The sequence below is a fragment of the Alistipes provencensis genome, assembly GCF_900083545.1.
Lineage (GTDB): Bacteria > Bacteroidota > Bacteroidia > Bacteroidales > Rikenellaceae > Alistipes > Alistipes provencensis.
The window spans coordinates 2,742,223-2,756,294 of the sequence record NZ_LT559262.1 but is presented as its reverse complement, the minus strand read 5'-3'; the positions used below and the strand labels follow the sequence as shown (position 1 = coordinate 2,756,294).

General features: G+C 59.8%; 10 protein-coding genes. 9 read left to right on the top strand and 1 reads right to left on the bottom strand.

All coding sequences use genetic code 11. The annotated features are described in order from the left end of the window. The first annotated feature begins 135 nt into the window (after positions 1 to 135). Positions 136 to 2,667, top strand: a complete 2,532-nt coding sequence (locus BN5935_RS10680) for an alpha-N-acetylglucosaminidase (protein WP_064976105.1) — start codon at positions 136 to 138, stop codon at positions 2,665 to 2,667. A gap of 3 nt (positions 2,668 to 2,670) precedes the next feature. Next, the gene (locus BN5935_RS10675) at positions 2,671 to 4,890 is read left to right on the top strand and encodes a calcineurin-like phosphoesterase C-terminal domain-containing protein (protein WP_082944109.1); all 2,220 of its coding nucleotides are present in this window, start codon (positions 2,671 to 2,673) and stop codon (positions 4,888 to 4,890) included. A gap of 57 nt (positions 4,891 to 4,947) precedes the next feature. On the opposite strand, the gene BN5935_RS10670 is transcribed toward BN5935_RS10675, so the two are convergent. Further along, positions 4,948 to 6,690, bottom strand: a complete 1,743-nt coding sequence (locus BN5935_RS10670; RefSeq protein ID WP_064976103.1) for a phospho-sugar mutase — start codon at positions 6,688 to 6,690, stop codon at positions 4,948 to 4,950. Positions 6,691 to 6,918: 228 nt separating this feature from the next. Here BN5935_RS10670 and dnaA point away from each other — a divergent pair, with 228 nt between their 5' ends. From dnaA to BN5935_RS10635, 7 genes are all read left to right on the top strand, one after another. Then, the gene (dnaA, locus tag BN5935_RS10665) at positions 6,919 to 8,331 is read left to right on the top strand and encodes a chromosomal replication initiator protein DnaA (RefSeq protein WP_064976102.1); all 1,413 of its coding nucleotides are present in this window, start codon (positions 6,919 to 6,921) and stop codon (positions 8,329 to 8,331) included. A 135-nt stretch (positions 8,332 to 8,466) separates the two neighbouring features. Next, positions 8,467 to 9,369, top strand: coding sequence for a helix-turn-helix transcriptional regulator (locus tag BN5935_RS10660; protein ID WP_064976101.1), 903 nt, complete (start codon positions 8,467 to 8,469; stop codon positions 9,367 to 9,369). A 41-nt stretch (positions 9,370 to 9,410) separates the two neighbouring features. Then, positions 9,411 to 9,935: a cupin domain-containing protein gene (locus BN5935_RS10655; protein WP_064976100.1), complete on the top strand. Its 525-nt coding sequence runs from the start codon at positions 9,411 to 9,413 to the stop codon at positions 9,933 to 9,935. A 122-nt stretch (positions 9,936 to 10,057) separates the two neighbouring features. Then, the gene (locus tag BN5935_RS10650; protein WP_064976099.1) at positions 10,058 to 10,270 is read left to right on the top strand and encodes a hypothetical protein; all 213 of its coding nucleotides are present in this window, start codon (positions 10,058 to 10,060) and stop codon (positions 10,268 to 10,270) included. An 84-nt stretch (positions 10,271 to 10,354) separates the two neighbouring features. After that, on the top strand, positions 10,355 to 10,819 hold the full coding sequence (bcp, locus tag BN5935_RS10645) for a thioredoxin-dependent thiol peroxidase (protein WP_064976098.1): 465 nt from the start codon (positions 10,355 to 10,357) through the stop codon (positions 10,817 to 10,819). Between the two features lie 16 nt (positions 10,820 to 10,835). Continuing rightward, complete coding sequence (gene recA, locus BN5935_RS10640) at positions 10,836 to 11,849, top strand: recombinase RecA (RefSeq protein ID WP_064976097.1); 1,014 nt, start codon at positions 10,836 to 10,838, stop codon at positions 11,847 to 11,849. A 3-nt stretch (positions 11,850 to 11,852) separates the two neighbouring features. Beyond that, a complete protein-coding gene (locus BN5935_RS10635; RefSeq protein WP_064976096.1) occupies positions 11,853 to 14,072 on the top strand; it encodes a RelA/SpoT family protein in 2,220 nt (739 codons plus the stop codon).

The following is a 14,072-nucleotide window of genomic DNA, read 5'->3' as shown; positions in this document are numbered from 1 at the left end:
CTCCGACTTCTTCCTCGGCGGCGCGGCCTCGAAATGCCCCGAGGCGGTGGCCGCGGTGGTCAACGGAGCCGGTTATGTCGCCGTCTGCTGGTTATTCCTCTACTTCCTTTACAAGAAAAACACATTCCTCAAAGTATGAACATACGATCAGTCATAAAACGACTCCTGCCCGCGCTGGCGATGCTTGCGGCGGTTCTGCCCGCCGCGGCGTCGGCTCCCGTCGACGAAGCCCGGGGCGTGATCGCCCGCACCGCGGGCGGCTGGCCCGCGAACGTGGAGCTGAAGCTGGTGGACAAGGCCCCGTCGGGCTGCGACCGCTTCGCCGTGGAGGCCCGCAAGGGGCGGCTCGTCATCGAGGGCAGCAGCGCCGTGGCCCTCTGCCGCGGATTCTACGACTACGTCACGTCGCACGGCTACGGCGTCTGCACATGGTCGGGCAGCCGCTTCGACCTCCCGGAACGCTTCCCCGACACGCCGAGGCGGGAGGTCACGTCGCCTTTCGAACGGCGGCTCTATATGAACGTCTGCACTTTCGGCTACACCTCGCCCTTCTGGGGCTGGGACGAATGGGAGCGCGAGATCGACTGGATGGCCCTCCACGGCTTCGACATGCCGCTGGCCCCGATCGCCGGCGAGGCCATCCTCGCCCGCGTATGGCGCCGGATGGGGCTCACCGACGAGGAGATCGGCGTGCTCTTCACCGGCCCGGCCCACCTGCCGTGGATGCGCATGGGCAACATGAGCGGACTCGACGGCGCGCCGACACCCCAATGGCACGAGGCGCAGATCGCCCTCCAGCACCGCATCATCGACCGCATGGAAGCCCTCGGCATGACCCCGGTCTATCAGGGTTTCGCAGGCTTCGTGCCCCCGGCCATGAAGCGCATCCATCCCGAAGCGCAGCTCACCGAGACCAAATGGAGCGGCTTCAGGAACTGGATGCTCTCGCCCCTCGATCCGCTCTTCTCGGAGATCGGCACGACCTTCGTCCGCGCTTGGGAGGAGGAGTTCGGCAAGGGCCGCTACTACCTCATCGACAGTTTCAACGAAATGGACGTGCCGTTCGGCCCCAAGGGATCGCCCGAACGCGCCGCGACGCTCCGCCACTACGGCCGGACCATCTACCGTTCGCTCGCCGAGGCCAATCCCGACGCCGTGTGGGTGATGCAGGGATGGATGTTCGGCTACCAGCGCAACATTTGGGACCCGGAGAGCGTCGAAGCCCTGCTGAGCGGCGCCCCCGACGGGCGGATGATGATCCTCGACCTCGCGGTGGACTTCAACAACTTCATCTGGCGCAGCGAGAAGAGCTGGAACCACCTGCACGGATTCTTCGGCAGGGAGTGGATCTACTCGACGGTGCCCAATTTCGGCGGCCGCACGGCGTTGATCGGCAATCTGGAGTTCTACGCCAACGGTCATCTCGACGCGCTGGCATCGCCCGACAGAGGCCGCCTGACCGGTTACGGCACCTCGCCCGAAGGGGTCGAGAACAACGAAGTCGTCTACGAAATCATCGCGGCGGCAGGGTGGAGCGGCGACCGGATCGACCTGAAACGGTTCCTGCACGACTACTCCGCGGCACGTTACGGAAGCTGTCCGGAGGAGATCGACCGCTTCTGGACGGAAATGCTGCAATCCTCCTACAACGAGTGTACGAACAACGCCCGCTACCGCTGGCAGTTGCGTCCGTACTCCCACCGCATGCCGACGATGGGCATCAACGAACACTATTACGCCGCCATCGAGCATTTCCTCGCATGCGCCGATGAGCTGGGCGGCAGCGAACTTTACCGCACCGATGCCATCCAGTACGCCGCCCTCTACCTCGCGTCGAAGGCCGACATGCTGCTCGAAACGGCCAACTGGGCCGATCTCTACGGCGCCCGCGAGGAGGCTTACGACTGCGCCATGCGCATCGAAGAGTTGCTGCTCGACGCCGACCGCCTGCTGGCGTCGCACCCGCTGCTGCGGCTCGACCGCTGGAGCGGCATGGCCCGCGGGGCCGGATGCACGGAGGAGGAGAAGGAGCGTTTCGTCGGGGAGTCGCGCCGTCTGGTCTCGGTCTGGGGAGGTCCTTCGCTGAGCGACTACTCGGCCCGCGTATGGTCGGGGGTCATCCGCGACTACTATGTGCCCCGGCTGAACAAGTATCTGGAGGCCAAAATAGACGGCACCGCCTTCGACTTCCGCTCGTGGGACGAGCAATGGCACGCCTCGCGCACGGCAAGTCATGTGGAGCCGTTCGCCGACCCGCTGGCCGCGGCCCGCAGACTGGTGGGGGAGGCGCGCGGCATCACCCCGGCTGAGAGCCGTCGCCCGGCCGACGCCGTAGCCTTCTGGTCGCCGTTCGAACTGTCAAAACCGTCGGTCACCCTCAGCTTCACCGTCGGCTGGGGCCAGTTCGAAAAGGCCCGGGCCCTGCGCATCGTCCCCGTACGCGGACTCGAGCCCGTGAAGGTCACCAACGTGCGCTGTTCGGCCAACCGCTACGACCGTGCCCGCGAAGAGGTGTCGCTCGAGGTGGGGCCCGCCGGAGGAGCCGTGGAGATACCCCTCCACAAGCTCGAAGCGCCCGATCCGCTGTCGAAAGAGGTGACGGTTTACATTCGCATCGAAGGCAAGGCTGCGGCCGATAACTACGCAGCCATCGAATTAGCATATTAGACCATGAAAAGAATCCTGAACATACTGTGCGTTTCCCTGCTCTGCATGGGATATTGCGGTTGCAGTGCCGACGAAAGCACTGAGAACCCGCGGTCCTTCACGACCCTCGAAACCGCCGAGCAGGCGGTCATCACCACCCGGGAGGGGCTTACCAAATACTTCTCCGTCACCTCCAACACGAGCTGGACGGTCAAAGCCCAAGACAACTGGGTGCACATCACGCCCCAGAGCGGCAACAACGGCACGACGACCGTCGCCCTGACGGTAGACCCCGCAACCAGCGACGATCCGCGCGGCTCGGGCTTGTTCTTCTCCTCGGGGAACAGCGTCGTGCAGTTCTCCGTCCCGGTCTTCCAGATGGCGCAGAACGATCTGGTGGTCTCGCCCGACGCCGTACCGACCGTCTCGAAGGAGGGCACGACGCTGAACTTCACGGTGGCCAGCTACGGCGAGTATGAGGTGGACACCAACTGCGACTGGATTACCATGGAACCCGTCAGGACGATCTCGCCGCAGATCGCCGCCTACACCTTCACGGTCCCGGTCAACGAGGGCCGCGGACGCAGCACCCGGATCACCTTCACGGGCAAGTCCGGAGCCGCCTCGACCGAGGTGACCGTCACGCAGGAGGGTGTCAAGCTCATCCCCGACAGGGAGGGCGCCACGATCAAGGGCGAGGTGACCTGCGAAAGCGTGCCGATGGAGGGCGTGGTCGTCTCCGACGGTTTCGAGGTGACCACCACCGACAAGGACGGCTGCTACTGGCTCGCCTCGAAGAAAAAGAACGGCTCGGTGTTCATCTCCATTCCGGGCGGTTACATGGTCGACACCGACGGAAGCATCCCGTCGTTCTGGCAGGCGACGACCGCCGCCGCGGACGTCGTCGAGGAGCACTCGTTCAGCCTGCGCCGCGAGCCCAACACGCAGCACATCCTGCTGGCCACGACCGACCCGCACATGGCCAACCGCTACAACTACAACAAGACCTACACCGACACGCCACAATACCGCAACGACTTCCGCGGGGACATCGACGCCTTCGTCAGGGAGCACGGCACGAAGAACGTCTACGCCATCTGTCTGGGCGACCTGACGTGGGACATCTACTGGTACGACAAGGGCACGTTCTACACGCTCGAGGACTACCGCAAGGAGATCGAGAATTTCCCCGTGCCCTATTTCCAAGTCATCGGCAACCACGACTACGACATGAAGTTCACCGACGACTTCAAGGCTGCGGAGGCGTTTCGCAGGATCATCGGCCCCACATACTACTCGTTCAATCTGGGCGACATCCACTACGTCGTGCTCGACAACATGTACTATATCAACGAAAACGAGGACCGCAGCCACGACACCTACGTCGACGACGAACAACTGGCATGGCTCAGAAAGGACCTCGAACACGTCGACAAGTCGAAACCCGTCTTCGTCTGCATGCACTGCTCGGCCTACGCCATCACCGGCGTTTCGAACAACAAGGTCAGCGTAAAGCCGAATTTCAAGGACTCGGGGACCGCCGAGCTGGGCGACTGCTTCAAGGGCTTCGCCAGCGTGCATTACCTGACGGGCGACACGCACATCAACCGTGCGGTGGCCAACGAGGACATGCCCGCGGGTTACAACAACATCTTCGAGCACAACATGGGCGCCATCTGCGCCTCGTGGTGGTGGACGGGCTACGTCTCGCAGAACAGCATCTGCAAGGACGGCAGCGAGGGCGGCTACATGGTCTTCACCAACAACGGCGGCGAGGTGAAATGGCGCTGGAAGGGGATGAAAGTCGACGCCGGCAAGCAGTTCCGGACCTACGACATGAACGTCGTGAAGAACCACTACGCCACGGATGCCAGCGTCAAGGCCTTCCTCCAGAAATACCCGCTGCGCTCGAGGTATACCGCCTGCAAGGAGAACACGGTCTACATCAACGTCTGGAACTGGGATTCGGGCTGGGAAATCTCGGTCAAGGAGAACGGAAAGCCCCTGACGGTCACGCAGGTCCGGGCCGAGGACCCGCTGCACAACCTCTCGTACGACATTCCGCGCACGGCGTCGAACGGCAGCATCACCTCGTCGTTCGCCACCTACAATACCACGCATATCTTCTCGGTGGAGGCCGCCTCGGCGACCTCGACGCTGGAGATCGAGATCAGGGACCGCTTCGGAGTGCCCTACACCGAGTCGATGACGCGCCCCAAGGCCTTCACGACCCACATGGAATAACAACAGAAAACGTCCCGGCTGTCGAGCCGGGACGTTTTTTAACAGGGTAGTCGGGGACTACTCCAGCTTGAGGTCGCGCTTGATGCCCTCGATCTTGGCGTCGAGGTCGCCGAGCACCTTGTCGAAATCGGCGACCGAAGCCAGCGGCTCCTTCACCCCGAAGTAGAACTTGATCTTGGGTTCCGTGCCCGAAGGACGCACCGAAACGGTCGTGCCGTCCTCAGTGAACCATTGCAGCACGTTGCTGCGGTCCTGATGGATGGGCGATTTGCAGCCCGTCTTCACATCGAGCGTCTCGAGCGACTGGAAGTCGTTGATCTTCACCACGGGCGAACCGATAATGGCCTTGGGCGGGTTCTGACGAAAGTCGACCATCATCTTCTGGATCTGGTCGGCGCCCTCCTTGCCCTTGCGGACCACCGAAACGAGACCCTCGCGGTAGAAGCCGTACTTCACATAGAGCTCCTGCAGCCACTCGTAAAGCGTCAGGCCCATCGTGTCCATCGCCCATGCGGCGGCCTCGGCAGCCAGCGAGCAGGCCGAAACGGCGTCCTTATCGCGCACATAGTCGCCGGCGAGGTAGCCGAACGACTCTTCGCCGCCGCCGATGTACTTGGCTTTGCCTTCGTTCTCGCGGATGATCTTGGCGATGTACTTGAATCCCGTGAGGCAGTCGTAGCACTTGACCTTGAAATGCTCGGCCACGGCGTTGGCCATCTGCGACGTGACGATGGTCTTCACGACATACTGGTTGCCGTCCAGCTCGCCGCGCTCGGCCCAGCGGGTCAACTGATAGCTCAGCAGCAGCACGAGGGTCTGGTTGCCGTTCAGCAGCACATATTCGCCCTTCTTGTTGCGCAGCGCGACGCCGATGCGGTCCGAATCGGGGTCGGTGGCCAGCACCAGATCGGCGCCCTCCTTCGCGGCGAGGTCGATGGCCATGGACATCGTCTTGCGCTCCTCGGGGTTGGGGGACTCGACGGTGGGGAAGTTGCCGTCGATAACGGCCTGCTCCTTGACCATGATGACGTTCGTGAAGCCGAACTTCTTCAGCGACGCCGGAACCAGCCGCACGCCCGCGCCGTGCATCGGCGAGTAGACGATCTTCATGTCGTGGTGCTTCTTCACGCTCTCGGGCGAAAGCGACAGCTCGTGCACCTTATTTAAATAGATCTCGTCGAACTTCTCGTCGAGGATGGTGATATTTTCGGGATTCTTGCCCGTCTGGATCATATTCACGTCGGTGATCTTGGCCACCTCGGCGATGATGTTCTTGTCGTGCGGCTCGGTCACCTGCGCGCCGTCGGTCCAGTAGGCCTTGTAACCGTTGTACTCCTTGGGGTTGTGCGAGGCCGTGACGACCACGCCCGAATGACATTTCAGTTCGCGGATGGCGAAGCTCAGTTCAGGAGTCGGCCGGAGCGTGTCGAACAGAAAAACCTGAAACCCGTTCGAGGCGAAAATATCGGCCACACGCTCGGCGAACATCCGCGAATTGTTGCGGCTGTCGTGGGCCACGGCAACGCGCACCCGCTCGCCCGCGAAGTTCTTTTTCAGGTAGTTCGAAAGCCCCTGCGTGGCGGCGCCCACCGTATAGACGTTCATGCGGTTGGAACCCACGCCCATGATACCGCGCAGGCCGCCCGTGCCGAATTCGAGATCCTTGTAGAAACTCTCGACGAGCTCCTTCATATCGTTGTCCATCAGGTATTTGACCTGCTTTTTAGTTGCTTCGTCATAGTGGCCGTCGAGCCATGCCTGTGCTTTTCGGAGAACCAATTGTTCCAAATCGTTTGCCATAATTCTTATTGGTTTTATTTATAATTTATATTTCGGGAGTCCCAAAAATTTTATATGCAAATATACAAATTAAAAATCGATTATTCACTATCAGGGAGTTAAAATTCGGTGTCCGGAAACCGTTGGTTTTCTATATATAAAAAAAGGAGAATTACAACTCAAAAACGAAAATCTTTTCGCAAAATTATTCACAACTTTGTCTCATCAAAAATGGTGCAACCCTGAATCATGTTAAACAACGCGCAGACATATAGCGATATGTGGCAGACCTGCTTGGACCAAATCAAGGCCCGGACCTCCGCCGAGGAGTTCGAAAAGTGGTTTCAGCCCATCATTCCGCTCGAATTCGACGGGACGACGCTGCGGTTGAAGGTTCCCAACGAAAGCTATGTCCGCCAGATCGAGAAGAACTACATCCCGTTCCTCAAGCCGATCATCTCCCAACTCTACGGACAGCAGACGAGGCTGCACTACGCCGTGCCCCGTGCGACGGCTCCGGCGGTCCCCGTGGCGGCCGACGCCGACACGACGGCCATCTCGCGTTTCAACACGCAGACCAACACCGCAAATATAAAGAATCCCTTCGTAATTCCGGGACTCAAGAAGATAATTATCGACCCGCAACTGAATCCGAACCTCACGTTCGCGACGTTCATCGAGGGCGAATGCAACCGGCTGGCCCGCTCGGCAGGCATGTCCGTGGCGGTGAACCCGGGCAACAACCCCTTCAATCCCCTATATATATATGGTGACTCGGGGTTGGGCAAGACCCACATCGTGCAGTCGATCGGCCACGAGGTGCGCCAGCGTCATCCGGAGTTGCAGGTGCTGTATGTCTCGATGAACAAGTTCCAAGCCCAGTTCCAGACGGCCTACAAGAACGGCGAGATCCCCGACTTCATCCATTTCTACCAGATGATCGACGTGCTGATTATCGACGACATTCAGGAACTGACGGGAAAGACCGGTACGCAGAACGCGTTCTTCAACATCTTCAACCACCTGCAACTGGCGGGCAAGCAGTTGATCCTCACGTCGGACAAGCCGCCCGTGGAATTGAAAGACATCGAACAGCGGCTGCTGACGCGTTTCAAATGGGGGTTGTCGGCCCAGTTGAACACCCCGGACTACGAGACGAAGCTCAAAATCATCCGCGCCAAGGCGCAGAAGCTGGGGGCCCAGATCACGGACGACGTGGTGGCCTACCTCGCGGACAACATCTCGGCCAACGTGCGGGAGATCGAAGGGGCGCTTTCGTCGCTGGTGGCCAACGCCTCGTTCCTCGGACGCAAGATCACCACGTCGCTGGCCAAGGAGATCCTGAAGGTCTATGTGAAGCTCTACCAGAAGGAGGTGACCATCGACCACATCATCGAGGTCGTGTGCGAATACCTCAATCTCGACTTCGCGCGCTTCAACTCCACGGAGCGCACGCGCGAGATCGCGCAGGCCCGGCAGATCGCCATGTATCTGGCCAAGCAGCACACCAAGGCGCCGCTCACGACGATCGGGTCGGCCATCGGAGGCCGCAACCACGCCACGGTGCTCCATTCGTGCAAGGCCGTGTCGAACCTCATCGAGACCGACAAGGCATTCCGCCGCCAAGTCGAGGAGATCGAAAAGAAAGTGCTCGCCCAGTAGCGGGAGGACCGGAGAGAAGGCCGGATACCGAAAAGACAAACGCCCGGACCGGGCGCACATACCGTCGATACAAACAGAGGGTCGTGACATTCGTTGTCACGACTTTTTTAGTACCTTTGCAACAAATATTTCCACATGGACCAACCCAAACTCGAACGCCTGCTGCGGCTGATGAAGTTGCTGACGGCCAACACCACCTACAACATCGACCAATTGGCCGAACGGCTCCAGATGTCGCGCCGCACGGTCTACCGCTACATCGACACGTTCCGCGACGCGGGGTTCGTCATCAAGAAATCGGGCGACTGCATCCGTCTCGACAAGGAGTCGCCGCACTTCCGCGACATTTCGCAGTTGGTGCACTTCACCGAGGAGGAGGCCGTAATCCTGAAGAGCGCCATCGAGAATATCGACGACACCAACATGCTCAAGCAGAACCTCAAGCGCAAGCTCTACTCCGTCTACGACAACAAGACGCTGGCCGACACCGTCGTGCGGGGCAAGAACGCCCCGAACATCCGGCGGCTGATCGAGGCCATCGAGGAGCGGCGGCAGGCCACCCTGCGCGGCTACCAGTCGGCGCACGGCGGCGAGGTCCGCGACCGCCGGGTGGAGCCTTTCGCCTTCACGACCAACTATGTGCAGGTGTGGTGTTACGACCTCGAAAGCCACTCGAACAAGCTCTTCAAAACCTCGCGCATCGGCTCCGTGGAGCTCTCCGACGCTGCGTGGGAACACGAAGCCGGGCACGACGAGGGGTTCATCGACGCATTCCGCATGCACGGCGGGACACGCCGCCGCATCCGGCTGGAGCTGGGAATGCTGGCCTACAACCTGCTGTGCGAGGAGTATCCGCTGGCCGAACGCGACCTGAAGCCGCTGGGCCGGGGTCGCTGGGCGCTGGACACCGAGGTGGCCGGCATGGCCGGGGTAGGCCGCTTCGTCGTGGGGCTGCTGGACGACATCCGCATCGTCGATTCGCCCGAACTGACGGACTACATCCGGAAATACCTCGCGGCAAATGCGCCGCAAATCTGATTTTTTCGTATATTGCGTTACTCACCAAACACCAAAACACCATGAAACATAACATGCTTTTGACGGCCGGTGTCCTGAGTCTGGCACTCACCGCCGCATCCTGCTGCCGGCAAGCCCCGGCCGTGCAGGAAAAGGCCGACGCGGAGCCCGTCGTACTGAAAGACTACGGCGCCGAGCCGACTACGCTCAATATCGAGAGCTACACGCTGGCGAATGAGAATTTCCGCACCGCGCTGTGGACCGGAGCCAACCTGCAGGTGACGCTGATGTCGATTCCCGCGGGCGGCGACGTCGGGCTGGAGCAGCACCACGACATCGACCAGTTCCTGCGCGTCGAGGAGGGCACGGCCCGCGTGATGATGGGCGACAGCGAGGACCGGCTCGACTTCGTGCGGGAGGTCTCGGACGACTACGCCATTCTGGTCCCGGCCGGAAAGTGGCACAACATCGTCAACACAGGCGACAAACCGCTGAAAATCTATTCGATATACGCCCCGGCGGAACATCCCCACGGCACGGTCCACAAGACCCAGCAGGAGGCGATGGAGGCCGAACACCACCACTAACCCTCCGACCGTAACCCTGAAAAACGTATGTTTTACTAAAAACATACGTTTTTTTACATTTATGTCATAACCTGTCACACGAGCGTCGTTCCTTTGCAGCGTGAACCAAAAACAACAAGACAATGGGAACAGCTTACAAGATCAGGTGCAAGCACTGCGGAGCGCAGTTCGAGCACTCCATGCAGCCGGGATTCGGACTGATGCCGATGTGCGTCGGCTGCGGCGAATACGTCGAAACCGAAACAGCCATCCGGTGCCCGGCCTGCCGGCGGCGGCTCAACACCACGCAGGAGGAGTTCAACGAACAGGTCGAGGTGACTTACCTCTGGGATTAGGCCGCAAAAAAGTCGCCCGCGAAGCGCGGAAATCACCGGAAATTTTCCTATCTTTGAAAAATAATTACCTTTTTCGAAAACGCGATGACACAGCTGCAGGTGGGGGATATGGCCCCCGATTTCAAGTCCACGACCCAAGACGGTGAACAACTAACGCTCGCCGACCTCCGCGGACAGCGCACGATACTCTATTTCTATCCCAAGGACAACACCTCGGGGTGTACGCTCGAGGCCAAGAGCCTGCGCGACGGCAAGGCCGAGCTGGCACGGATGGGATTCCGCATCGTCGGCGTAAGCCCCGACAGCGAGAAGTCGCACCGGAATTTCTGCGACAAACACGAGCTGAACTTCACGCTGCTGGCGGACACAGACCATTCGGTCTGCGAGGCTTACGGCGTGTGGGCCGAGAAGTCGATGTACGGGCGCAAATACATGGGTGTTCTGCGCACGACGTTCGTGATCGATGCCGAAGGGCGCATCGAGAAGATCTTCACCAAGGTGAACACCGCAAACCACTACCAACAAATCATCGATTCCTACAAACAGTAAAAAACACAAAACCGATATGGCTGAAAAAGTACAGGTAAACGCGGACAAGCTCAAAGTCTTGGACGCCGTAATGCAAAAAATAGAGAAGGACTTCGGCAAAGGCTCGATCATGCGCATGAACAGCACCGAAGTGAACGACGTGCCGGTAATCCCCACGGGGTCGATCACGCTCGACATGGCGCTCGGCGTGGGCGGTTACCCAAAAGGCCGCGTCGTGGAGATTTACGGCCCCGAGTCGTCGGGTAAGACCACGCTGGCCATCCACGCCATCGCCGAGGCCCAGAAAGCCGGCGGCATCGCGGCCTTCATCGACGCCGAGCACGCTTTCGACAGCTTCTATGCCCAGAAACTCGGCGTGGATGTCGACAACCTGCTCATTTCGCAGCCCGACAACGGCGAGCAGGCCCTCGAAATCGCCGATTCGCTGATTCGTTCGAGCGCCATCGACATCATCGTCATCGACTCCGTGGCGGCGCTGACGCCCAAGGCCGAGATCGAAGGCGAGATGGGCGAGTCGAAGATGGGCCTGCAGGCGCGGCTGATGTCGCAGGCGCTGCGCAAGCTCACATCAAGCATCTCGAAGACCAAGACCGTCTGCATCTTCATCAACCAGTTGCGCGACAAGATCGGCGTGGTTTACGGCAATCCCGAGACCACAACGGGCGGTAACGCGCTGAAATTCTATGCCTCGGTGCGTATCGACATCCGCCGCGTCTCGGTCATCAAGGACGGCGACGAGCAGTTGGGAACCCGCACCAAGGTCAAGGTCGTGAAGAACAAGGTGGCGCCCCCGTTCAAGCGCGCGGAGTTCGACATCATGTTCGGCGAGGGCATTTCGAAGATCGGCGAGATCGTCGATTTGGGCGTGGACTACGGCGTGATCAAGAAAGCGGGTTCGTGGTTCTCCTACGGCGAGAAGAAAATCGGTCAGGGACGCGACGCGGTCAAGGAGCTCCTGAAAAACGACGAGGAGCTGCGCAACGAGATCGAGGCCAAAGTCCGCGAGGCCATGAAGACCAAAAAGGAGTAATATATGGGATATACTGCCGAGGATGAGGTACTTATAAAGGAAAAATGGGATGATCTCCTGCTGTCCTGCACCAAGATATGCAAGAACGACGAGGACTGGAATTTCATCAAACGGGCATTTTTCCTTGCCAAGGAGGCACACGAGGGGGTAAGGCGCCGCTCCGGCGAGCCCTACCTCCTGCATCCTATTGCAGTAGCCAAAATCGTCATCGAGGAGATCGGACTGGGCGTGAAATCGGTCGTCGCGGCATTGCTGCACGACGTCGTGGAGGACACGGAGTACTCCGTGGAGGACATGGAACGCATCTTCGGCCCCAAAATCGCCTCGATGGTCGACGGACTGACGAAGATGTCGGGTGTGTTCAACGCCGACACTTCGGAACAGGCCGAATATTTCCGGAAAGTACTGCTGACCCTCTCAGACGATGTCAGGGTCATCCTGATAAAGATCGCGGACCGGCTGCACAACATGCGCACGCTGGGGGCGATGCCGATGAACAAACAGATCAAGATCACCGGCGAGACCATCTATCTCTTCGCACCGCTGGCTTACCGGCTGGGCCTCTACTCGATCAAGAGCGAACTGGAGGACCTCTGCATGAAGTACCGCTTCCCGCAGCAGTTCGCCGAGATCACCCAGAAATTGCAGGAGAGCGAGGCTTCGCGCCGCGAGTTCATCGACAAGTTCAACGCCCCGATCATCGCCTCGCTCAACCGCGACAACATCAACTACGAGATTTCGGGCCGTGTGAAGAGCGTCTACTCGATCTGGAGCAAGATGCAGCGCAAGCAGATTCCCTTCGAGGAGATTTACGACCTGTTCGCCATCCGCATCGTCTTCAAGCCGCTGCCGTTCCCCTCGGAAAAGACGCAGTGCTGGCAGATCTATTCCACGATCACCGACATCTACACCCCCAAACCCGACCGGCTGAGGGACTGGATTTCGATGCCCAAGGCCAACGGCTACGAGGCGCTGCACTCGACGGTGATGGGCCCCGACGGGGTTTGGGTCGAGGTGCAGATCCGCACACAGCGCATGGAGGACATCGCCGAGCGCGGATTTGCCGCACACTGGAAATACAAGCATGCCACGATCTCGCAGGACGAGGATGAATTCGACCGCTGGCTGAAGCAGATACGCGCGGCGCTGAACAGTCCGACGGAGAATGCCGTGGACTTCTTGGACAACTTTAAGTTATCGCTGTATACATCGGAAATAGTGGTGTTTACGCCGAAAGGGGAGGCCCGGAAAATGCCGTTCGGAGCCACGGCGCTCGACTTCGCCTACGACATCCACTCGAAGATCGGCAACAGTGCGATCAGCGCCAAGATCAACCACAAGCTCGAACCGATCACCACGCAGATCAACAGCGGCGACCAGATCGAGATCATCACCGCCGACAATGCCCGCCCCAAGCCCGAATGGCTCGAAATAGCGACCACGGCCAAAGCCAAGCAGTCGATCAAGAGTTTCCTCAAACGCGAGCGGCAGAACAACATCGAGCGGGGTATGCAATTGCTCGACGGGAAGATGAAGTCGCTGAATATCAAGCTCAGCGGCCGTGTACTGCGCAAGATCGTCCCCATCTACGACTGCAACAACAAGGAGGAGCTTTACAGCAAGATCGGCGCGGGAATCGTCTCGCTCGACAGTCTGGACAAAGCCCTGAAAGTCAATTCCAAAAGCAAAATACTCAAGTTCTGGACCCTCTTCATCCCCAAAAAGGAGGAGGAGGATGCCGACGACTCCCAGACCCCGGGCGAGATTGTTCCGGCGGCGGATGCGCCGGCCGCGGAACCGCTGTTCGAGATAGCCGAGTGCTGCAAACCGATCCCGGGCGACAAGGTGGTAGGGTATCGCGACCCCGCGACGGGGAAGATCATCGTCCACAAGGCCACATGCGACGAGTTGAACCGTCTGGCCTCCCAGTTCGGGCGCAACATCGTCAAGGAGGAGATCAAATGGTCGCAGCACAAGGCCATGTCCTACCTCGTGACCACGGAATTGCGCGGCATCGACCGGCAGGGCATCCTGCTCGATCTGGCGAAGGTCGTGAGCGCCGATTTCAATATCAACATCCGCGAAGTGAACATCCACAGCCACGACGGCATCTTCGAAGGCAGCGTCAGCCTCTATGTGAAAGACGCCGAGAGCCTCCATGCCGTCATGGACAAACTGCGCAAGATAAAAGGCATCGAGAGTGTTAAACGAACATTAAGCTGA